25 protein-coding genes and 2 tRNA genes are annotated in these 20,789 nt (G+C 69.7%); 10 read left to right on the forward strand and 17 right to left on the reverse strand.

All coding sequences use genetic code 11. The features are described from left to right. Positions 1-8: 8 nt before the first annotated feature. Positions 9-653: a phosphoribosylanthranilate isomerase gene (locus VIL67_RS02490; protein ID WP_332047260.1), complete on the reverse strand. Its 645-nt coding sequence runs from the start codon at positions 651-653 to the stop codon at positions 9-11. 77 nt (positions 654-730) lie between these two features. Here VIL67_RS02490 and VIL67_RS02495 point away from each other — a divergent pair, with 77 nt between their 5' ends. Both VIL67_RS02495 and VIL67_RS02500 read left to right on the forward strand, forming a co-directional pair. Further along, a complete protein-coding gene (locus VIL67_RS02495; RefSeq protein WP_332047261.1) occupies positions 731-1,288 on the forward strand; it encodes a hemerythrin domain-containing protein in 558 nt (185 codons plus the stop codon). Between the two features lie 51 nt (positions 1,289-1,339). Further along, positions 1,340-1,900, forward strand: coding sequence for a hypothetical protein (locus VIL67_RS02500; protein WP_332047262.1), 561 nt, complete (start codon positions 1,340-1,342; stop codon positions 1,898-1,900). Here VIL67_RS02500 and mscL read toward each other — a convergent pair. The 5 genes from mscL to aroA form a co-directional block, all read right to left on the reverse strand. Further along, positions 1,897-2,331 carry a large-conductance mechanosensitive channel protein MscL gene (mscL, locus tag VIL67_RS02505; protein ID WP_332047975.1) on the reverse strand — a complete coding sequence of 145 codons (435 nt, stop codon included), beginning with the start codon at positions 2,329-2,331 and terminating at the stop codon, positions 1,897-1,899. The two genes, VIL67_RS02500 and mscL, sit on opposite strands and share 4 nt — an antisense overlap. A gap of 79 nt (positions 2,332-2,410) precedes the next feature. Next, positions 2,411-2,698: an integration host factor subunit beta gene (locus tag VIL67_RS02510; RefSeq protein ID WP_332047263.1), complete on the reverse strand. Its 288-nt coding sequence runs from the start codon at positions 2,696-2,698 to the stop codon at positions 2,411-2,413. Positions 2,699-3,012: 314 nt separating this feature from the next. Further along, positions 3,013-4,722, reverse strand: a complete 1,710-nt coding sequence (rpsA, locus tag VIL67_RS02515; RefSeq protein ID WP_332047264.1) for a 30S ribosomal protein S1 — start codon at positions 4,720-4,722, stop codon at positions 3,013-3,015. Positions 4,723-4,858: 136 nt separating this feature from the next. After that, positions 4,859-5,509 (reverse strand): (d)CMP kinase, encoded by a 651-nt coding sequence (gene cmk, locus VIL67_RS02520; protein WP_332047265.1) that lies wholly within the window; start codon positions 5,507-5,509, stop codon positions 4,859-4,861. After that, positions 5,506-6,849 (reverse strand): 3-phosphoshikimate 1-carboxyvinyltransferase, encoded by a 1,344-nt coding sequence (gene aroA, locus VIL67_RS02525; RefSeq protein ID WP_332047266.1) that lies wholly within the window; start codon positions 6,847-6,849, stop codon positions 5,506-5,508. Before aroA ends, cmk begins: the two co-directional genes overlap by 4 nt. 121 nt (positions 6,850-6,970) lie before the next feature. Between aroA and VIL67_RS02530 the strand changes: the two genes are divergently transcribed. From VIL67_RS02530 to VIL67_RS02550, 5 genes are all read left to right on the forward strand, one after another. Then, positions 6,971-7,444, forward strand: coding sequence for a TIGR02300 family protein (locus VIL67_RS02530; RefSeq protein WP_332047267.1), 474 nt, complete (start codon positions 6,971-6,973; stop codon positions 7,442-7,444). A 126-nt stretch (positions 7,445-7,570) separates the two neighbouring features. Continuing rightward, a tRNA-Ala gene (locus VIL67_RS02535) sits at positions 7,571-7,646 on the forward strand. 106 nt (positions 7,647-7,752) lie between these two features. After that, the gene (locus VIL67_RS02540) at positions 7,753-8,301 is read left to right on the forward strand and encodes a hypothetical protein (RefSeq protein WP_332047268.1); all 549 of its coding nucleotides are present in this window, start codon (positions 7,753-7,755) and stop codon (positions 8,299-8,301) included. 111 nt (positions 8,302-8,412) lie between these two features. Further along, positions 8,413-8,832 (forward strand): Hsp20 family protein, encoded by a 420-nt coding sequence (locus tag VIL67_RS02545; RefSeq protein WP_332047269.1) that lies wholly within the window; start codon positions 8,413-8,415, stop codon positions 8,830-8,832. Positions 8,833-8,930: 98 nt separating this feature from the next. Then, complete coding sequence (locus VIL67_RS02550) at positions 8,931-9,188, forward strand: DUF1150 domain-containing protein (RefSeq protein WP_332047270.1); 258 nt, start codon at positions 8,931-8,933, stop codon at positions 9,186-9,188. A 93-nt stretch (positions 9,189-9,281) separates the two neighbouring features. Here VIL67_RS02550 and ptsN read toward each other — a convergent pair whose 3' ends face one another. The 5 genes from ptsN to VIL67_RS02575 all read right to left on the reverse strand — a co-directional run bounded on the left by ptsN (position 9,282) and on the right by VIL67_RS02575 (position 13,509). Next, on the reverse strand, positions 9,282-9,758 hold the full coding sequence (gene ptsN / locus VIL67_RS02555; protein WP_332047271.1) for a PTS IIA-like nitrogen regulatory protein PtsN: 477 nt from the start codon (positions 9,756-9,758) through the stop codon (positions 9,282-9,284). A 70-nt stretch (positions 9,759-9,828) separates the two neighbouring features. Beyond that, entirely contained in the window at positions 9,829-10,446 is a 618-nt protein-coding gene (gene hpf / locus VIL67_RS02560; RefSeq protein WP_332047272.1) for a ribosome hibernation-promoting factor, HPF/YfiA family, read from the reverse strand. A 37-nt stretch (positions 10,447-10,483) separates the two neighbouring features. Further along, positions 10,484-11,101 (reverse strand): exopolysaccharide biosynthesis protein, encoded by a 618-nt coding sequence (locus VIL67_RS02565; RefSeq protein WP_332047273.1) that lies wholly within the window; start codon positions 11,099-11,101, stop codon positions 10,484-10,486. Between the two features lie 79 nt (positions 11,102-11,180). Further along, entirely contained in the window at positions 11,181-12,683 is a 1,503-nt protein-coding gene (gene rpoN, locus VIL67_RS02570; protein ID WP_332047274.1) for an RNA polymerase factor sigma-54, read from the reverse strand. Positions 12,684-12,771: 88 nt separating this feature from the next. Further along, the gene (locus VIL67_RS02575; RefSeq protein ID WP_332047275.1) at positions 12,772-13,509 is read right to left on the reverse strand and encodes a glutathione S-transferase family protein; all 738 of its coding nucleotides are present in this window, start codon (positions 13,507-13,509) and stop codon (positions 12,772-12,774) included. Between the two features lie 82 nt (positions 13,510-13,591). Here VIL67_RS02575 and VIL67_RS02580 point away from each other — a divergent pair, with 82 nt between their 5' ends. Beyond that, entirely contained in the window at positions 13,592-14,329 is a 738-nt protein-coding gene (locus VIL67_RS02580; RefSeq protein ID WP_332047276.1) for a helix-turn-helix transcriptional regulator, read from the forward strand. Here VIL67_RS02580 and lptB read toward each other — a convergent pair. From lptB to VIL67_RS02605, 5 genes are all read right to left on the reverse strand, one after another. After that, on the reverse strand, positions 14,322-15,065 hold the full coding sequence (lptB, locus tag VIL67_RS02585; protein ID WP_332047976.1) for an LPS export ABC transporter ATP-binding protein: 744 nt from the start codon (positions 15,063-15,065) through the stop codon (positions 14,322-14,324). The two genes, VIL67_RS02580 and lptB, sit on opposite strands and share 8 nt — an antisense overlap. A gap of 24 nt (positions 15,066-15,089) precedes the next feature. After that, entirely contained in the window at positions 15,090-15,638 is a 549-nt protein-coding gene (locus VIL67_RS02590) for an LptA/OstA family protein (protein WP_332047277.1), read from the reverse strand. Between the two features lie 7 nt (positions 15,639-15,645). Then, positions 15,646-16,266: an LPS export ABC transporter periplasmic protein LptC gene (lptC, locus tag VIL67_RS02595; protein ID WP_332047278.1), complete on the reverse strand. Its 621-nt coding sequence runs from the start codon at positions 16,264-16,266 to the stop codon at positions 15,646-15,648. 8 nt (positions 16,267-16,274) lie between these two features. Beyond that, positions 16,275-16,892, reverse strand: a complete 618-nt coding sequence (locus VIL67_RS02600) for a ribonuclease D (protein WP_332047279.1) — start codon at positions 16,890-16,892, stop codon at positions 16,275-16,277. 52 nt (positions 16,893-16,944) lie between these two features. Then, positions 16,945-17,031 (reverse strand) — tRNA-Leu (locus VIL67_RS02605). Between the two features lie 151 nt (positions 17,032-17,182). Here VIL67_RS02605 and VIL67_RS02610 point away from each other — a divergent pair. After that, positions 17,183-18,160, forward strand: coding sequence for a complex I NDUFA9 subunit family protein (locus VIL67_RS02610; protein ID WP_332047280.1), 978 nt, complete (start codon positions 17,183-17,185; stop codon positions 18,158-18,160). A 162-nt stretch (positions 18,161-18,322) separates the two neighbouring features. Here VIL67_RS02610 and VIL67_RS02615 read toward each other — a convergent pair whose 3' ends face one another. Beyond that, entirely contained in the window at positions 18,323-19,126 is an 804-nt protein-coding gene (locus tag VIL67_RS02615; protein WP_332047281.1) for an undecaprenyl-diphosphate phosphatase, read from the reverse strand. Between the two features lie 214 nt (positions 19,127-19,340). On the opposite strand from VIL67_RS02615, the gene VIL67_RS02620 reads away from it, so the two are divergent. Further along, complete coding sequence (locus tag VIL67_RS02620) at positions 19,341-20,789, forward strand: NAD(P)-dependent oxidoreductase (RefSeq protein WP_332047282.1); 1,449 nt, start codon at positions 19,341-19,343, stop codon at positions 20,787-20,789.

Below are 20,789 nucleotides of genomic sequence, written 5' to 3' on the forward strand. Positions count from 1 at the left end.
CGGACGATTCAGGCTCGTCTGGCGGCGTCAAGGAACGCCTTGATCAAGGCCGGGTCCTTTAGGCCGGGACCGCGCTCCACGCCAGAGGAAACGTCAACCATCGGGGCTCCAGAGGCCGCGACCGCCTCCCCGACGTTCCAGGGGTTCAGCCCGCCGGCCAGGAACCAGGGACGCCGGAAGCGCCGGCCTTCCAGCAGGGTCCAGTCGAACACGACCCCCAGGCCGCCGGGCCGATCGGCGTCCTTCGGCGGCTTGCTCTCGAACATCAGGTGCTCCACGAGCGGCTCGTAGTCCTGCGCCGCGGCGAGATCCGAAGCCTCCGAAACCGGCAGCACCTTGACCACCCCGCAGCCCGCGCGCTGGCCGATCTGGCGGACGCGGGCCGGGCTCTCCTTGCCGTGCAGCTGGATCAGGTCCGGCCGCAGGCCGCCGACGATCACGTCCAGCTCACCATCGGTGGGATCGACGGCGACGGCGACAATCCGCACGCCCGCCGCCCGCGCCGGCGACGTTAGGCGCGCGGCGGCCTCGGGGCTGATGTTCCGCGGGCTCTTCGGGAAGAACATGAAGCCGAGGAATCCGGCGCCGCCGTCGACGGCGGCGCGGACCGCCTCCGGGGTCGTGACCCCGCAAATCTTGGCGCTCACGCTCATGGGAGCGGGATTAGGGGATGAACCGGAACAGGGGCAAGGGGCGCGCCGTTGTCCGCCCGATCCCAGGGAGACAATTCATGCGCAACTCGTCCGGAAATTCCTTCGGCGCGGTGGCCACCGGCGCCGCGCTCGGCCTGGTGGCCGGCCTCGCCATCCCCCACGCGCGGAAGGCTGTCATGCAGGGCCCGTCGCTGGCGGCCGGCGACTGGGTTGCGGCCCTCACCGCCGAGCACCGCATGGTCGAGAAGATGTTCGAGCAGCTGCTCAAGACCCACGACGACGAGATGCTGAAGCGCGAGATGCTGCTCACCAAGATCGCCTACGCCCTGACCAAGCACGCGATCGAGGAGGAGAACGTCATCTATCCGGCGCTGGCCGAGAACGCCCGTACCGACCAGTCGCACCATCTGGCCGAGGACCATCTGGAGGTGAAGACCTTCATCTATGACCTGCGGCGCACGCCGCCGACGGACCCGCGCTGGCTGATCAAGGCCCGCGCCTTCTGGACCAGCCTGCAGGAGCACATGCGCGAGGAGGAGGACGAGGTCTTCCCGGCCTTCCGCGACGCCCTGCCGCCGGAGGAGAACGCCAAGCTGTTCAAGATGCTGAACTGGGAAGGCTTCAAGGTCGCCTAGACCTGCCGCGCGTTACCGGCCAAGCTCCGTGCGGAGCTTGGCGAGGGGCCGGTGACCGAGATAGCCGCTGCGGCGCGCATGAGCGCCGATGAAATCTGGGCTCTCTGGCGCGGTCTCCTGCGCCGACTGCCGATGTGGCGGATGCCCTGGGAGTGGCTGTTCTCGCCGAGCATCTGGACCATGACCGGCCTCGACCTGGTCAGCGGCCTGCTGCGGAATGGCTCCACCAAGGCCATCTTCGCCCTTCTCGCACCGCTCCCGCCCGCCGAGCTGCGCCGCATCCATGCGCTCGCCGCCTTGAATCATCGGCGGCACGAGGCCGTCTCCCGCTGGATGGCGCTCGCTTTTGTCACCGTGCCGACATCGGCCGCGCTGGCCCTCTCGCAGATCGCTCCGGAGACGCTGAGGGCCGTGACCGCCAGCCGCGGCCTCACCAGCTGGTACTTCGTGCTGGGCTACATCGGCGCGGGGGTGACGTTCTACCTGCTCGCCGCCTGGCGGGCCCGCCAGCTGCTGACGATCATCGAGCTGGCTCTCATCCGCCGCGGCGTCCCAGCGCCTGGGGAGGAGGCCGCGGCGGAGGATCCGCTGCAGGCGCCTCTCGGGGCCTAGGGCTTCGGCGGCGTCGCGCCGTCCGCCTGCGCTTTCAGCAGGTCGCGGATCTCCGTCAGAAGCACTTCCTGGGGCGGCGGAGCGGCCGGCGTCTTCGTACCCGCCTCGGCGTCGCGCCGCCGGATCACGTTGACCAGCTTGACCAGCAGGAACACGACCCATGCGACAATGACGAACTTGATGCCGGCGTTGATGAAGGCGCCGTATTTCACGGCCACCAGCTCATCGACCTTGGTGGCCGGGTTGTCCCGCTTCAGCACCCACTCGAGGTGGCCGAAGTCGATGCCGGACAGCAGCAGGCCGATCGGCGGCATGACCACCTGATCCACCAGCGTCTTGACGATGTCGTTGAAGGCGGCGCCGATGATCACGCCCACCGCCAGGTCAATGACGTTGCCGCGCGCGATGAACTCGCGGAACTCGCCCAGGATGGGCGCCCGCTTCTGGATCTTGCTCTCGAGCCTCTTCAGCTCGTCCTGCACATTCGCCACCCGTGACGCCCCCGGGCGCCTATTCGTCCACGACGTTCAGGCGCTCGCGCAGCTCCTTGCCGCTCTTGAAGAAGGGCACGTGCTTGGCGCGAACGTCCACGGGCTCGCCGGTCCGCGGGTTACGGCCGGCGCGGGCGTCGCGCGAGCGCACCGACAGAGCCCCGAAACCGCGGAGCTCGACGCGTCCGCCTTCTTCCAGCGCCTGGATCATCCGTTCAAGGATCACGCCGACCACACGCTCGATGTCGCGCTGGGTGAGGTGCGGATTCTCTTCGGCCAGTTTCGCGATCAGCTCGGACTTGATCATGCGACCCTTCGGGGAGGTGGGAGCGGCGGGACCATGTAAGACTCCGCCAGGCGATTCAACCCGGAAAGAAGGTTTACGCCGCTCTATGGCGAAGCTGTGGCGGCACAGTAGGCATGCGGCTCACGATTATCAAATGATGCGGGCGGCCTGGGTGACGTCGGCTCTGCGACCCCCGAGGAGCACGCGCGCCTCGTCGTTCGCGGTCGCTTCGCCGCCGTGGCCGGTGCTGCAATCGGCCCGTACTCAGAAAAAGAAAACGGCGGCCCGGTCGCCCGGGCCGCCGCCTCTCCGTCCAGCCTGAGAGGCTGCGACGACTACTCCTTCTGGGCCTTCTCGCGGAGAGCCGCGCCCAGGATGTCGCCCAGCGAAGCGCCGGAGTCCGACGAGCCGAACTGCTCGATGGCTTCCTTTTCCTCGGCCATTTCCAGCGACTTGATCGACAGGGACACGCGGCGCGCGGCCTTGTCGACGTTGGTCACCTGGGCGTCGAGGCGATCGCCCACGGCGAAGCGCTCCGGACGCTGGTCGGCACGATCGCGCGACAGGTCCGACTTGCGGATGAAGGCGGTCATCGGCGCGTCATCTTCGCCGAACCGGACCTCGATGCCGCCCGAGGTGACCTCGGTGACGGTGCAGGTGACGGTCTGGCCCTTGCGGAAGGTGTCGCCCTGCATCGGGTCGCCGGCCAGTTGCTTGATGCCGAGCGAGATGCGCTCCTTCTCGACGTCGACGTCCAGCACCTTGGCCTTCACCACGTCGCCCTTGTTGTAGCGGGCGATGGCTTCTTCGCCGGACACGGCCCAGTCGAGATCCGACAGGTGCACCATGCCGTCGATGTCGCTGTCCAGGCCGATGAACAGGCCGAACTCGGTGGCGTTCTTCACCTCGCCCTCGACGGTCGAGCCGATCGGGTGGGCGTCGAGGAAGGCTTCCCACGGGTTCGCCATCGCCTGCTTCAGGCCGAGCGACACGCGGCGCTTGGACGGATCGACGTCCAGGACCACCACGTCGACTTCCTGCGAGGTCGACACGATCTTGCCCGGGTGGACGTTCTTCTTGGTCCAGGACATCTCGGAGACGTGCACCAGCCCTTCGACGCCCGGCTCCAGCTCCACGAAGGCGCCGTAGTCGGTGATGTTGGTGATGCGGCCGGTGAACTTGGCGCCCACCGGGTATTTGGCTTCCACGCCGTCCCAGGGGTCGGACTGCAGCTGCTTCATGCCGAGGCTGATGCGCTGGGTGTCCGGGTTGATCTTGACGATCTGCACCTTGACCGTGTCGCCCACCGCCAGGACCTGGCTCGGGTGGTTGACGCGCTTCCAGCTCATGTCGGTGACGTGCAGCAGGCCGTCGATGCCGCCGAGGTCCACGAACGCGCCGTAGTCGGTGATGTTCTTGACCACGCCTTCGCGGACTTCACCCTCGACCAGCTGGCTGACCAGCTCGGTGCGCTGTTCGGCGCGGGCTTCTTCCAGGATGGCGCGACGCGACACCACGATGTTGCCGCGCGGGCGGTCCATCTTGAGGATGGCGAACGGCTGCTCGCGGCCCATGAGCGGACCAACATCGCGCACCGGGCGGATGTCGACCTGGCTGCCCGGCAGGAAGGCCGAAGCGCCGCCGAGGTCGACGGTGAAGCCGCCCTTCACGCGGCCGACGATGGCGCCCATGACCGGCTCGTTCCGCTCGTAGACGGCTTCGAGGCGGGTCCAGGCTTCCTCGCGGCGGGCCTTGTCGCGGCTGATGACCGCTTCGCCCATGGCGTTCTCGACGCGCTCGAGGAAGACCTCGACCGTGTCGCCCGCCTTCAGCGCCGGCTTGTCCTCGCCCGGGTTGGCGAATTCCTTCAGCGGCACGCGGCCTTCGGTCTTCAGACCGACGTCGATGATCGCGAAGTCCTTCTCGATCGCCACGACCTTGCCGTGGACAACCTGGCCTTCCATGAAATCACGTCCGCCGAGGGACTCGTCGAGCAGGGCGGAGAAATCGTCCCGCGTCGGGTTGAGGCTCATATCGTCAGCCATAAGGGTCTTTCGTGCTTCAATGACGCGGGCGCCGCGCGCAGCCAAAGGCTGTCGAACGGAGTCATCGCGTCGGGTTCAAAGGGTGTGATCCGCCCGCGGCCGTCACGAGGGTTGGGCGCGGTTGGATTTGCCGTGGCTAGGAAGCTTCCCAGCGGGCGCGCGCCGCCTCGACGATGCGGCGGGCCGCATCTGCGGCCTGCTCTATAGTCATTTCAGACGTGTCCAGCAAGACGGCGTCGGGCGCCGGCCGCATGGGCGAGTCGGCGCGGCTGCCGTCGCGCTCGTCACGCCGGACGATGTCGGCGAGGATCTCATCGTAGGTCACGGCCTCGCCCTGGGCGGCGAGCTGCTTCCAGCGGCGGGTGGCGCGGACCTCCGGCGAGGCGCTGACGTAGAGCTTGGCCGGCGCCTCGGGGCAGATCACCGTCCCCTGGTCGCGGCCGTCCAGGACAGCGCCACCAGGCCGTCTGGCGAACGACAGCTGCAGCTCGCGCAGGGCGAGCCGCACGGCGGGATGCACGGCCACCCGGCTGGCCGCCTCCCCCGCCGCCCGGGTGCGGAAGGCCGGGTCCGTAAGCTGGCCGACCGTGAGGCCTTGGGCGATCCCGGCGGCGGCGGCGGCGTCGTCCAGGTCCAGACCGGCGCGCTGCGCCAGCACGCCCACGGCCCGATAGAGCAGGCCCGAGTCCAGCATGGGCAGGCCGTAGACCGCCGCCAGGCCGCTCGCCACCGTGCCCTTGCCGGAGGCGGCGGGCCCGTCGACCGTGATCACGAAGGGAGGCCTCACGCCGCCGCCGGACGGTCTTCGTCGATCTCGGCGCCCAGGCCGGTCATCAGCGACACGAAGCCGGGGAAGCTTGTGGCGATCATGCCCGGCTCGTCGACCGAGACCGGCTGGTCCGACGCCAGCCCCATGACCAGGTGGGACATGGCGATGCGGTGATCGCCATGGGTCACCACCCGCGCCCCGCCTGCCACGGGATGATTGCCGCGGGCCGAGCCGACCACGGTCAGCGCTTCCGGCTCCTCCTCGACGCCCACGCCGCAGGCGGCGAGGCCCGCCGCCATTAGGGCGATGCGGTCGCTCTCCTTCACGCGCATCTCGCCGATGCCGCGCATGGCGGTGCGGCCCTCGGCGAAGGCGGCGGCGACCGCCAGGATCGGGTACTCGTCGATCATCGAGGGCGCGCGCTCGGGGGGAACCTCGACTCCCTTCAGCTGCGAGTGCCGGGCGGTGACGTCGCCAACGCTTTCCCCTCCCTCGTCCCGGACGTTAGCGACGGTCAGGTCCGCGCCCATCTCGCGCAGGGTCTCGAGCAGGCCGGTGCGCAGCGGGTTCAGCAGGAGGCCCTCCACCGTCACCTCCGAACCGGGGGTGATCAGCGCCGCCACCAGGGGGAAGGCGGCCGACGACGGATCGCCCGGCACGTGGATCGACGTACCGCGCAGCTGCTGGCCCGGCGGCAGGACGATGCGGCGGGCGCCAGCCTCGTCGGTCACCTGAACGTCGGCCCCGAAGCCGCGCAGCATGCGCTCGGTGTGGTCGCGGGTCGCCTCTGGCTCGATCACCTCGGCCCCGCCCTCGGCGTGCAGCCCGGCCAGGAGCACCGCCGATTTCACCTGCGCCGAGGGCTCCGGCAGCCGGTAGGCGATGCGCTTCAGGCCGCCGCCCTGCAAGGTCAGCGGCAGGCGGCCGCCCGAGCGACAGATCCACCGCGCGCCCATCTCGCCGAGCGGTTTCAGCACCCGGTTCATCGGCCGGCCGCGCAGCGACTGGTCGCCAGTGAAGGTGACGGCGAGCTCGAAGCCCGCCGCAGCGCCCATGATCAGCCGCACGCCGGTGCCGGCGTTCCCGCAGTCGACGACGTCGGCGGGTTCGGCGAAGCCGCCACGCCCCTCGACGCGCCAGCGGCCCTCCCCCAGACGCTCCACCGTGGCGCCGAACGCCGCCATGGCGGCGGCGGTCCGCTTCACGTCCTCGCCTTCCAGCAGGCCCTCGATCTCGGTGGAGCCCTCGGCCAAGGCGCCCAGCAGCAGCGCCCGATGCGAGATCGACTTGTCCCCCGGAGCCCGGACGCGCCCCTTCAGCGGACCGCTCCGCCGGGCGCTCAAACCCTGCGCCGCCATGCCTGCTATCCGCGCCTCCGCACACCTGGATTCCCGAGAGGGGGATTGCTTTGACAGCCGCGGTCCGGCGTGGCAAGGGAGCCCGCTTCCTGAGAACCCCCTTCCGGAGAGGGTCGCCGCCTTGGCCAATCCTGAGCTCGGCACCAAGCAGATCTGCCCGACCTGCCAAGCGAAATTCTACGATCTGAACAAGCGTCCTGCGCACTGCCCAAAGTGCGGGTCGGACTTCGATCCTGACGAGGCGGTGCGCAACCGCCGTGTCCGCGCCCGCGCCATCACGCCCGATCCCGAGGCCGACGACGAGCGGGAGGACCAGGTTCGGGGCGCCGAGACCGAGGCGGAGGACGAAGAAGAAGACGACGCCGTCACCCCGGAACTTGACGAAGTGGCCGACGAGCCGCCGCTGGCCACCGACGACGACGAGGACGCCGCTGAGCCGGGCGTGGGCCCCGCCGCCGACGACCTGGGCGAATTCACCGACGATGAGGACGTGGAGGACGACGCCGACGTGCCCTTCCTGGAGGAAGAGGACGACGACGACTTCGACGACACCGAGATCGAAGGCCTGCCCGACGAGGGCGACGACGACCGCTGACGTCCGTCCGGACGGCGGTCGAGCCCGGTGCGAAAAAGGTCGAAAGACCCGCTTGATCGCGCCGAAGGCTTTGACTAGGTTCCGCGCCTCGCCGGGGGGCGTCGCACTCCGGTGAGCCGAGACCTCGGGGCTATAGCTCAGTTGGTAGAGCGCTTGAATGGCATTCAAGAGGTCAGCGGTTCGACTCCGCTTAGCTCCACCATGAAGGCCCGCCGGTAACGCCGGCGGGCCTTCGCCTTATCCAGGCGCCGGCTTCTGCGGGCTGGCCGGGTATGGCAATCAGGCGGCCGATCTTGAGGAACATCCCCGTGCGCCGACCGCTCTTCGCTGCCGCCTGCCTGCTGGCGCTCAGCGCCTGCGATCGTCCTAAGCCGCGGCCCACCGTGCCGCCGCCGCCGCAGGCAGCCCCGCCGCCCGGGCAGGCGCCGGGCGGCTCGGCCGCAGCCGCGCCGGAGGCCACGCCCCTCTCCGCCGGCCTCAAGCGCCTCGGCCCGGCCACCGGCTTCTACCTGGACCAGGTGGGCGAGGCGGTGGATCCCGTGAACAAGCCGCCGGCGGTCACCTCGTCCGCCGCCCCCCTGACGATCATCGGCTTCGCCTTCGACCAGGCCAGGCGGGCGCCGGCCGGCGGCGTGGACGTGGTGCTGGACGGGACGCCGCGACCCGCGACCTACGGGCAGCCGCGTCCGGACGTGGCCGCCTACTTCAAGGCGCCGGCGCTGACCAACGTGGGCTTCAACGTCAGCCTGCCGCCGGGCGCGCTGCCCGCCGGACCGCACCGTATCGCGCTGCGGGTGATCGCGGCGGACGGCGCGGGCTACTACGAGACGCCCGAGATCGCCTTCACCGTCCGCTGAGCGCGGATTGAAAAACCGCCGCCGGGTCCCCAGATAGGGACGGTCCGGTCGAGCTGCGCCGCTGCCGGGCGGCCCGGCCGGAGAGTCGCTTCTTTCGAGGACTCTTCGAGAATGAACCGAACCCTGCTATTCGACAGCCCGTTCCTGCTCGGCTTCGAGCACACGCGGAACCTGATCGAGCGGGCCGCCAAGGCGGCCGCCGAAAGCTATCCGCCCTATAATGTGGAGGATCGCGGCGACGGCGCGCTGCGGATCACCTTGGCGGTCGCCGGCTTCACGCCCGAGCAGCTCAGCGTGAGCGTCGAGGACCGCCAGCTCACCGTCACCGGCAAGCGGGACGGCGAGGCGAAGGCGGAAGAGGCCTATCTGCACCGGGGCATCGCCGCCCGCGGGTTCGTGCGCAGCTTCGTGCTGGCGGACGGGATGGTGGTGGACGGCGCGACCCTGGAGCACGGCCTGCTGCACATCGACCTGGCGCGGCCGCAGCCCGAGAAGCGGATCCAGCAGATCGCGATCCGCACCGGCGGCTGAGACTAACAAAAGACGCCCGAGTTCAATTTCCCGCCGATTGCGCCGTCGGAAGGCTGAACCGGCTTCCGCCCGACGCGTTGGACTTTTCGGAGGTGGTCATGATGACACCGGTATTGACATCTGAAGCGTTTGCGGCGCTTGGCGCGCCCAACCTGGTCTACGTCCGCCCTGTGAAGGCGGCGGAGATCATGGCGAGCGTGCCCAGCGCGAGCATCCAGGGTTTCGAGCTCGATCCCGAGCAGACCCTCTATGCCGTGCATCGCGCCGACGGCGAGCGGCTCGCCGTCCTGACCGACCGGGAGTCCGCCGTCGCGGCCGCCCTGGCCCACGAGCTGGCGCCCGTCTCGGTGCACTGAAGACGCGACAACGATGTCCCTCCCCCTGGCTGGGGGAGGGGGCGAGCCGGCGCGAGGCCGGCTTTTTTATTGTCTGGAGATGGGTGCGCCGCCTCAGGCGGCGGTGGACCGCGCCGACGAGCCCGGGTCCTGCACCAGGAGGGCGTGGATGGCGTCGGCGGTGCCGGCCTGGCGCAGCTGCTCGCGCAGGTTAGCCTGGCGCAGTAGGCGCGACACGCGGGCCAGGGCCCGCAGGTGCTCGGCGCCGGCGTCCTTGGGCGCGAACAGCGCGAAGATCAGATCCACCGGCTTGTCGTCCACCGAGTCGAAGTCCACCGGCTGTTCCAGGCGCACGAAGACGCCCCGCATGCCGGCGAGGCCCTCCAGCCGGGCGTGCGGCGCAGCGACGCCGTAGCCGACCCCGGTGGAGCCGGCCTGCTCGCGCTCGATCAAGGCTTCGAGGATGACGCCCGCGTCCAGTTTGAGGCTACGGGCGGCGAGGTCCGCGACCACCTTCAGCGCCTGGCGCTTGCTGGCGGCGCTTGCGCGCAGGGAGATCGCCGAGCGATCCAGGAGTTCGCCGATGTGCATCTTCTCTAGTACGCTTGTAACTGTCGTCCGGTCCCCTAGCGGACCGGTGTGACGGAATGGCGAAGCGCGCCTAGGCCGCGCCGGTTCCGTCACCGTTTCCGTTGGCCGACCGAGTCCGCTCCGGATCGATCCAGCCGATGTTGCCGTCGGGCCGGCGATATACCACCGACAGGCCCCCGTGGGCAGCATTGCGGAACACGATTGTTTGAGATTCGGTCAGGTCGAGCTCCATGACCGCCATGGAAACGGTCAGGGTCCGAACCTGCTTTTCGGTCTCGGCGATGACCATCGGCTCGGGGAAGCCGGCGTCGGACTCCTCTTCCTCCTCGTCCTCGTCGCTCGGGCGGATGACGAAGTAGGCGGCGGTCTCCGCCTGCTTCGCATGGGCGGCCGGCGAGTGATCGGTCAGGCGGCGCTTATAGCGGCGAATCCGCTTGTCCATCTTCTCGAGCGCCACATCGAACGCCATGTGGGCGTCGCCGCCCACCCCGTGGGTGGTCAGCTGCTGCCCGGTGGCGAGCGTGACGGCGCAGTCGACCTTGAACGACTGGCCCTCGCGGCTGATCACCACGTCGGCGCCGCCGCCGCGGTCGAAATACTTTTCGATGCTGGTGGAAAGTTGGTCAGCGACGCGCGTGCGCAGCGAATCGCCGACATCGACGTGTTTGCCGGTGACTTGGACTTGCATGCCCCATCAACGCGCCCGCCGCGAGATGGTGTCAACGTCAGGAAAATAGTCCGAGCAGCTGGTGGAATCCGCGGGTGAGCAGGCTGCCGGCCAGCACCAGCACGCCCACGCTGACGGCGGTCAGCGCATAGCCGAACAGGGCCAGCAGGCCGTCGCGCTGCACCAGCGCCAGCGACAGGATGCTGACCGCCGCGGCCGGCAGGATGTTGCCGAGCGGGATCGGCAGGATCAGGACCACCGCCAGCAGGAAGCAGATCAGGCCGATCAGCCGCTCGCCCACCGCGCCGAACAGGAACGACAGCCTGGGCCGCGACACCGCCTCGACGCGGCGGATCCAGGGCAGCACGCGGGGCAGGCCCTTGCGCAGGTCGTCGGTGGCGATGGAGCCCCTGCGCACCTTGGCCGGCAGCCAGGGATGGCGGGCGCCGATCACCAGCTGGGGCGCGAGCAGCAGCAGGGGGAGGCCGAAAATGGTCGTGCCGCCCGGCGGCAGCGGCAGGGTGCAGGCGAGGCCGAAGATCAGCAGCAAGCCGCCCAGCGCCCGGCCGCCGAACCGGTCCACCAACTGGGCGACAGAAATCTGCGCCTCGTCGTGATCGGCGAGGTCACGCAGGATGTCGGACAGCGATTTCTGGGTCTCGGAACGGTCGGGCATTCGACCGATCCATCTGGGGCCTGAAGGTCAGCGCGCCAAGCCGTTTTTCGGCAACACTCCGGCTTAGTTGTGACCGGGGTTACACCGCGTCCTTCAGCAGGCGCCGCCGCTCGACCGATGAGGGGATGCGCATGGCCTCCCGGTACTTGGCCACGGTGCGCCGCGCGATGTCGACGCCGGCCTCCTTGAGGATCTCGACGATGCGGTCGTCGGAGTGCACGTCGGCCTCGCTCGCCTCGGCGTCGATCAGCTGGCGAATGCGGTGGCGGACGCTCTCGGCGGAGTGCGCCTCGCCCCCTTCGGTGGACTGGATCGCCGAGGTGAAGAAGAACTTCATCTCGAAGACTCCGCGCGGGGTGGCGATGTACTTGTTCGAGGTCACCCGGCTGACGGTGGACTCGTGCATGCCGATGGCCTCGGCGACGGTCTTCAGGTTGAGGGGGCGCAGGTGCTCGACGCCGTAGGCCAGGAAGGCGTCCTGCTGGCGCACGATCTCGGACGAGACCTTGAGGATGGTGCGGGCGCGCTGGTCGAGGCTCTTCACCAGCCAGTTGGCCTGGGTCAGGCAGTCGGAGACGAAGGTCTTCTCCTGGTCCGAACGCGCCGCGCCGGCGACCCGGGCGTGGTAGCGCTGGTCGACCAGCAGCCGCGGCAGGGTGTCGGAGTTCAGCTCCACGTGCCAGAGGCCGCCCAGCCCCTCGCGCACGAAGACGTCCGGGGCGACCGGGGTCACCGGCTCGCTGCCGAAGGCGGCGCCGGGGCGAGGCGTCAGGCCCTTCAGCTCGGCGACCATGTCGCGCAGGTCTTCCTCGTCCACCCCGCAGGCCTTCCGCAGGGCGGCCATGTCGCGGCGGGCCAGCAGCGGCAGGTTGTCGAGCAGGGCGGCCATGGCCGGGTCGTAGCGGTTGCGGTCCTTCAGCTGCAGCATCAGGCATTCGCGGACGTCGCGGGCGGCGACGCCGGTGGGCTCGAAGCCCTGGATGACGCCCAGCACCTGTTCCACGAGGTCAGGCTCGCAGCCGAGGCGGTCGGCGATTTCCCAGAGTTCGACGCGCAGGTAGCCGCCCTCGTCCACGGCGTCGATCAGCACGCTGGCGATGGCCGACTGGGCGGCGTCGAGACCGGCCACGGCGAGTTGGTCGTAGAGGTGCTCGGCCAGCGTCTTCTCGCGGGCGAGGGTGTTCTCCAGGCTGTCCAGGTCGCCGTCGAAGCCGGCAGGCCCGCCCTTGCCGGCCTTGGACCAGTCGATGGACCCCCCGGCGTCGGCGGCGCCGGTCTCGGCGTCGCCGGTAGCGCGTTCGCCGGGTGAGGCCTCGTCGTGGCTGGAATCCAGCTCGGCGCGTGCGCCGGCGTCATCGATCCGGTCGGTGGAGACGTCGCCGGCGACCTCGGCGGGCGCTTCCGATTCGCGCTCGGCTTCGCGGTCCTCCCGCTGCAGCAGCGGGTTTCGCTCCAGTTCGCCCTCGACGAAGGCCTCCAGCTCCATGTTGGAGAGCTGCAGCAGCTTGATGGCCTGCTGCAGCTGGGGCGTGATGACCAGCCCCTGACCCTGCCGAATCTCTAGACGCGCGCCGAGCGCCACCGAAGCCCCCTTGGCCTGTTTCTTGCTGTGGAGGCTACGGTGGCGTTCCCCACCGATTGGTTAACCGGCGGGCGATTTCGTTAAGGGGTCAGGCCGCGAGCGCCGGCTCTGGCTGCACCTCCCAGGCGAACTCCGGATAGAAGGCGGCCATCAGCCGGTCGGTGTAGGCGACCAGGTTGCCGTAGGCCTGCGCCCGCGCCTGCAGCTCGCAGGGGAACACGGGCGTGTAGAGGGCGGCCAGGATGGCGACCGCCACCGCGTCTGCGCCGCAGGGCCGGTCGCCGAACAAGTAGGCCTGCGCCCCCAGGATCTCGGACAAGGCCGAGAGCGACCGCAGGCCCAGCTCGACGATCTCTGCGTCCGTATGCCGCGCCACGCCCTGGGCCCGCATCGCCGCGCGCACCTCGCGCAGCACCTCGGCGCGCAGCTCCGCCTGCAGCCCCTCGGGCGCGTCGTCGAAGAAGTGGGCGGGACCCCGCTCGAAGTTTTCCGGGGTCAGCCAGCGGAAATAGCCGATCACCCAGCCCAGCTGATTCTCCAGCATCCGCTCCACCGCCCAGGCTTCCGCCCGCTGGCGCGGCGTCAGCGCCTCGTCGAAGTCGACGCCGTAGGCGCGCTCCAGGTGCAGGCGGATGAAGGTCGAATCGGCGATCCGCGCGCCGTCGTCGTCGATGAACGGGATCTGCCCCTTGGGGGATTCGTCCGGCATGGCCTCCCGCGGGATGTAGGCCAGGCCCGCCATCTTCAGCTGGATCTCGGTCTTCATCACGTAGGGGCTCACCTGCGGCAGGCCGAAGCCGGCCTGGGCGCCATAGAGGGTGATCATCTTCGCTCTCCGTCGTTGACAGGAGCAGAGACTAGGCGCCCCTTGCTGCCATCATTCTGTCAGCAGCTTGGCGGGAGGGACGATGCGACGGGCCGACCGGCTGTTCCAGATCATCCAGGTTCTGCGTCGCCACCGCACGCCGGTGACCGCCGAGGCCATCGCCGAGGAACTGGAGACCTCGAAGCGCACCATCTACCGCGACATCGCCGACCTGATCGGCCAGCAGGTGCCGATCCGCGGCGAGGCCGGCGTCGGCTACGTGCTGGAGGGCGGCTTCGACCTGCCGCCCCTGATGCTGACCCCGGACGAGGTGGAGGCGGCCGTGCTGGGCGCGCAGTGGGTGATGCGCCGCGGCGATCCCGAGCTGGCGCGCGCGGCCCAGGACCTGATCGCCAAGATCGGGGTCGCCGTCCCCGAGCGCCTGCGGCCGCTGATCGTCGAGCCGGCCACGCGCGCGGCGCCCAACTGGCACGCCCTGCCCGACCGGATCGACATGGCCGAGGCCCGCCGCTGCATCCACGCCGGCCGCAAGATCCGGCTGACCTATCGGGACGAGCAGGAGCGCGAGACCTGCCGGGTGATCTGGCCCTTCGCCGTGGGCTACCACGAGACCGTGCGCCTGCTGATGGGCTGGTGCGAGCTGCGCAACGACTTCCGCAGCTTCCGGACGGATCGCGTGGCGGAGGCCGAGTTCCTGGACGAGCGCTATCCCGAGCGGCCGGCGGCGCTGCGCGCCCGCTGGCGCAAGTTCGCCGCCGCCGAGGCCGAGCGGATGAAGGCGCTCTACTGCGAGCGAGAGGCCAGGCGGGAGGCTAGTTGAACCGGTCGCCCAGGTAGACGCGGCGGACTTCCGGATTATCGACGATCTCGTCCGGGCTGCCCTCGAACAGCAGCTCGCCGGCGTGAATGATCGAGGCGCGGTCGATGATGTCCAGCGTCTCGCGCACGTTGTGGTCGGTGATCAGGATGCCGATCCCGCGCTTCTTCAGATAGGTGATCACGTCGCGGATGTCGGCGATCGCCAGCGGGTCGATCCCCGCGAACGGCTCGTCGAGCAGCATGAACGACGGCTCTGACGCCAGGGCGCGGGCGATTTCCACGCGCCGCCGCTCGCCGCCGGACAGCGAGATCGCCGGCGCATTGCGCAGGTGCTCGATGTGCAGCTCCTCGAGCAGCTCGGTGACCATGCCGCGCGCCTTCTTGCGATCGCGCTCGCGCAGCTCGACCACGGCCATGACGTTCTCGCCGACGGTCATGCCGCGGAAGATCGAGGTCTCCTGCGGCAGGTAGCCCACGCCCATCCGGGCGCGCTGGTACATCGGCTGGGCGGTGATGTTCTCCCCGTCCAGGTAGATGGCGCCGTAGTCGGCCGGGATCAGGCCGGTGATCATGTAGAAGCAGGTGGTCTTGCCCGCGCCGTTGGGGCCCAGCAGGCCGGCGACCTCGCCGCGCGCGAGGCGCAGGGACACGCCCTTCACCACCGGGCGGCCGCGGTAGGACTTGCCGATGTTGTCGACCACGAGGCCCTGGCCAGCCTGGCCGGGCGCCGCCTGGATCCGGTCCTGCTTCAAGGCCGCCACCTACCGCTTGGCCGGCTGGTCGGACTTGTTCGGGTAGAACACGCCGCGAACCCGGCCCTGAGCGTTCCGGCCGGTGGCCTGGCCGACCATGTTGCCCTCACCGGTCTTGGTGTTGAACACCATGCGCGTACCGCGCAGCACGTTCTGGCCCTGCACCGCCACCACGTCGCCGGACATCACCAGGGTCTGGTTGGCCGCGGTGTAGGTGGCGGCGTTGGCCCGCACGCGCTGGTCCGGGGTCACGTAGTAGACCTGGCCCTCGGCCTCGAGGCGGTCCAGCTCGCCGCAGCCGCCGCCCTGGCCACCGCCGCCGCGCGCCGGGCCCTGCTTGTTGAAGATCTTCAGGACCTGGGCGCGCAGCCGCGACGTCTCCTGCAGCGCCTCGGCGTTGCCCCGCCAGATGGCCGTGCAGGCGTTGTTGGTCACCTCCAGCTCGTCGGCGGTGATGTCCACCGGCGCGTCGGAGTTGCGGGCGAGCTGGGCCGCCGCGGGAACCGCGGCCAGCGCCAGGGCCGCCACGGCCATCGAGGAAAGGAGGGTCGTCCGCATCTGTCGCCTACTTCATCTGGACGCGCGCCCGAACGCCGCCCTTGAACACCATCCGCTCGCCTTTGCCGTAGACGGCATAGGACTTCGCGTTAATTTCTCCAAGGGACCCCGAGCCCTGAATAGGGCCTGAACCGACGAGTTCCCCGGTCTTGGTGTCGAACAGCGATTCGGCCGTCTCGAAGGACTGCTGAGCACTTGAGATGCGCACGCCGCCCTTCAGTTCAAGCTTGCGGTCGCCCTCGTGGTAGACGCCGGAGGCCGCGGAGATCCGCATGGGGTCGGGTCCCTCTTCGTCCAGCACCAGGGCGGGGCGGTCGAGGATCACCCGCTGGTAGTCGTTCTGCGCCCGCGTCGCCGAGCCGGCGGTGATCACAAAGGCGCGGCCGCGATCGTCGCGGCCGACGAACCGTGGGTTCACCAGGCGGATTGGGGCGTCGGGATCCCCGGAGGCCTGCGGCTTGGTGCGCAGCGCGTTCCAGGCCACCGAGCCGGCCATGGCCGCCAGGATCAGCACGATCAGCGCAGGCACGCCGATGCGCAGCCAGCGCAGGGTGCGCGAGCGCCGGCGCCAGCGGTCGGCGCTCGACCGGGGGGCGGTGGCCTCGTTGGGAAGGTCCGGCGCCGCCATGCCCTGCCCTACGAATGCGCGAAGATGTCGACGTCTTCCCAGCCGGCCACGTCCAGCAGGGAACGGTGCGGCAGGAATTCGAAGCAGGCGCGGGCGAGGTGGTCGCGCCCTTCGCGGACCAGCATCTCGTCGAGCCGGGTGCGCAGGCCGTGCAGGTGCAGCACGTCGCAGGCGGCGTAGTTCAGCTGGTCGTGCGACAGGTCGGCCGCGCCCCAGTCCGAGCTCTGCTGGGCCTTGGACAGGTCGACGCCCAGCAGCTCCTTCACCACGTCCTTGAGGCCATGGCGGTCGGTGTAGGTGCGGGCGATCTTCGAGGCGATCTTTGTGCAGTAGACGGGCGCGGTCACCACGCCCAGGTGCAGCCAGAACATGGCGATGTCGAAGCGGCCGAAGTGGAACAGCTTCAGCACGCCCGGATCGGTCAGTAGGCGCTTCAGGTTCGGGCAGTCGTAGGTGGTCCGGTCGAGCTGGACCACGTGGGCGTCGCCCTTGCCGTCCGACAGCTGGACGACGCAGAGCGGATCACGGCCCAGCCGCAGCCCCATGGTCTCGGAGTCGATCGCGACCACCGTCGCGCCGGCCAGAGCGTCGGCCGGCAGGTCGCCCCTATGCAGGTGAGTGGTCACTTCGCCTCAACGCTCCGACGTCGTTCGCCCCACCCCCGGTCTATCGCAGGGGTGGTGCCCAGGAAAGGACTCGAACCTTCACGGCCGTTAAGCCACTGGCACCTGAAGCCAGCGCGTCTACCAATTCCGCCACCTGGGCCCGGTCCGTCGGATCGGGAGGCGGCTACATATGGCGCCGCCCGGGCCCGGTCAACGCTGCTTTGTCACCGAATTGAAGTCGCATTGCGGCCCGGCGCCGCATCGTCTATCGGCAGGCGCAGTTTCGGGTCTCGAAAGAACGCGCGCGCGCCATGCAGAACCTTGTCACCGTCTTCGGCGGATCGGGCTTCGTCGGGAAGCAGGCGGTGCGCCAGCTCGCCCGGGCCGGCTGGCGGATCCGGGTCGCCGTGCGCAACGTGAACCTCGGCTACAACCTGCGCATGCTGGGCGACGTCGGCCAGATCGACCTGATCCAGGCCAACGTCCGCAACGAAGCGTCCTGCCGCCGCGCCCTCGAAGGCGCCACGGCCGCGCTCAACCTGGTGGGCGTCGGTCGCGAGGCCGGCCGCCAGGGGTTCCAGGCGGTCCACGTGGCGGGGGCGCGCAACGTGGCCGAGCAAGCCCGTGCCGAGGGTGTCGTCCGTCTGGTGCAGATGTCGGCCCTGGGGGCCGACGCGAACTCGGACTCCAAGTACGCGCGCAGCAAGGCCGAGGGTGAGCTCGCGGTGCGCGAGATCTATCCCGACGCGGTGGTCGCCCGCCCGTCGGTGATGTTCGGGCCCGAGGACGACTTCTTCAACAACTTCGCCAGCATGGGCGTCATGCTGCCGGCCCTGCCGCTGTTCGGCGGCGGGACCACCCGCTTCCAGCCGGTGTTCGTCGGCGACGTGGCCAAGGCCCTGGCCAAGATGGTCACGCTCGAGGAGTGCGCCGGCCAGACCTACGAACTTGGCGGGCCCGCGGCCTTCACGTTCCGCGAGCTGATGGAGATGATCTGCGCCGAGACCCAGCGCCGCCGCCTCCTGCTGCCCCTGCCGCACGCCGCCGCCGCGGCGCTGGGCTCGGCGTTCGACCTCGTGCAGGGCTTCATGCAGCCGCCGATCACGTCGGACCAGGCCAAGCTGCTCAAGGTCGACAACGTCTGCTCGGGCGCCTATCCGGGCCTGGAGGAGCTGGGGATCACCCCCACCACCCTCGAAGCCGTCCTGCCCACCTACCTCTACCGCTACCGCAAGGGCGGCCAGTACGCCGACCTCGACCAGCGCGAGATGGCCGGCCGCACCGCCTGACCGCTCTCCTCTCCCGCCTGCGGGAGAGGCCGGGTGAGGCGGAGCCGGACGAGACGCGGCCCGCCCCCGTTGGACCCGTGCGCACGGATCCAACGCTGAAGTGTCCGCAAGGCCGCGCCGCCTGACAGCTCTCCTCTCCCGCTTGCGGGAGAGGGTTGATCCCTAGCCGAACTGCAGGGCCAGCAGGCCGCCGACGCCGATCGCGATACGCAGCCACCCGAACGGCGCAAAGCCCCGGCGGGTCACCACGGCCAGCATCAGCTTGATGACGCCCAGAGCCACCACGAAGGCGGTGACGAAGCCGATAGCCAGGAGGCCGGTGTTGTGGCCGGCCAGCAGCTGGTCCTTGCTCTCGATAGCGTCGAGCACGAAGGCGCCCAGCATGGTGGGGATCGCCAGAAAGAAGGTGAACTCCGCGGCCGCGCGCTTATCCACCCGGTTCAGCATGCCGCCGACGATGGTCGCGCCGGAGCGCGAGACGCCCGGCATCATGGCGATGACCTGGAAGAGGCCGATGATGAAGGAGGTCTTCAGCGGCAGCTGGTCGGGCTCGTGGTGCACGGGCGCTGGCGCCATCCGGTCGATCAGCAGCAGCACCACCCCGCCGATGATCAGCGAGATGCACTGGACCTGCGGGCTGTCGAACAGCACCCCCTTGATGAAGTCGTGCAGCAGCAGACCCAGCACGATGGATGGGATGAAGGCGACGATCACCGACAATGCGAAGCGGCGAGAGGCCGGGTCGCTCGGCAGGGTGACCACCGCGCCCCAGAGCTTTCGGAAGTAGAGCACCACCACGGCCAGGATCGCCCCCAGCTGGATCATCACGGCGAAGGTGTTCCAGAACGGGTCCGTCAGCCCCATGCCGTGCTTGGCCAGCAGCATCATGCCTGTGGAGGAGACGGGGATGAACTCCGTCAGACCTTCGATGACGCCCAGGATGACGGCGTAGACCCAATCCGGCACGGCGGAACTCCAGCTTCAGAGGGAAGGCGGCCAAAGGGGCGGCACTATGGTGAAGAAGAGGTTCATCTCAAAATTGGACTATCTTACGCCGCCTGTGGGTGCGCGGCAGCTTCAAGGCAGTCGAGCCGCAGAGACTTAGTCTCTCTTTTGGACCACCGGCTTTTCCAAGGTCTCGGGCTGCCGTACACGAGGCGTCTGGAAGGAGCCTCCGCCCATGGCCGAGCGCATGCTGAAGTTTGTTGTGACCCCCCGCTCCACGCCGGAGAAGCGGGACGCCGCCGCGCGGCGAAGCGACTTCCACGAAATCTACGCCGACTTCATCGACCAGAAGGCGTCCGAGCAGGCCTCGCGCTGCTCACAGTGCGGCGTGCCGTTTTGCCAGACGCACTGCCCGCTCCATAACAACATCCCCGACTGGCTGCGGATGACGGCCGAAGGCCGCCTGCAGGAAGCCTATGCGCTCTCCCAGGCGACCAGCTCGATGCCGGAGGTCTGCGGCCGCATCTGCCCGCAGGACCGGTTGTGCGAGGGGAACTGCGTCATCGAGCAGTCGGGCCACGGCACGGTGACCATCGGCGCGGTCGAGCGGTACATCAACGACAAGGCCTGGGAGGAGGGCTGGGTGCGCCCGCTCGTCCCCGGGCCCGACCGCGGCCAGTCGGTGGGGATCGTGGGGGCCGGGCCGGCGGGCCTGTCTGCCGCCGAGCTGCTGCGCGAGATGGGCTATGCGGTCACGGTCTATGACCGGCACGACCGGGCCGGCGGGCTGCTCACCTACGGCATCCCCGGTTTCAAGCTCGAGAAGTACGTGGTCGAGCGGCGGGTGAAACGCCTCGCGGATGGGGGCATCACATTCCGGCTCGGGTTTGAGGTCGGGCGCGACGCCACGCTCGCTGAGCTGCGCCAGAAGCACGCCGCCGTTCTGGTCGCCACGGGCGTCTACAAGGCGCGCGACCTGGAGGTCCCCGGCGCCGGCTCGGCGGGCGTCATCCCGGCGCTCGAGTACCTGATCGCCGAGAACCGCTGCGACTTCGGCGACGAGGTCCAGGGCTTCAAGGACGGCCGCCTGCACGCGGCGGGCAAGCATGTGGTGGTGGTGGGCGGCGGCGACACCGCCATGGACTGCGTCCGCACCGCCGTGCGCCAGGGGGCGGCGTCCGTCACCTGCCTCTACCGGCGGGACCGGGCCAACATGCCGGGCTCGGTGCGCGAGGTGGCCCACGCCGAGGAAGAAGGCGTGATCTTCGAGTGGCTGGCGGCGCCGCGCGCCGTCACCGGCGAGGCGCTGGCGGCCGCCGGCCTGCGCGCCGCCCGCATGCGCCTGGGCCCGCCCGACGCCACCGGGCGCCAGGCGCCGGAGGAGGTCGAGGGCGCCGACTTCGAGCTGAAGGCCGACCTGGTGATCAAGGCCCTGGGCTTCGACCCCGAGGACCTGCCCGCCGCATTCGAGGCCCCGGAGCTGGCCACCACCCGCTGGGGCACGCTGAAGACCGACTTCCGCTCGATGATGACCTCGGTCCCGGGCGTGTTCGCCGCCGGCGACATTGTTCGGGGCGCCAGCCTGGTCGTCTGGGCGATCCGCGACGGCCGAGACGCCGCCGACGCCATCCACCGCTACCTGACCGCCCACGCCAGCGCCGACGCGCTGATGGCCGCGGAGTGA

This window comes from Phenylobacterium sp., assembly GCF_036563385.1.
GTDB lineage: Bacteria > Pseudomonadota > Alphaproteobacteria > Caulobacterales > Caulobacteraceae > Phenylobacterium.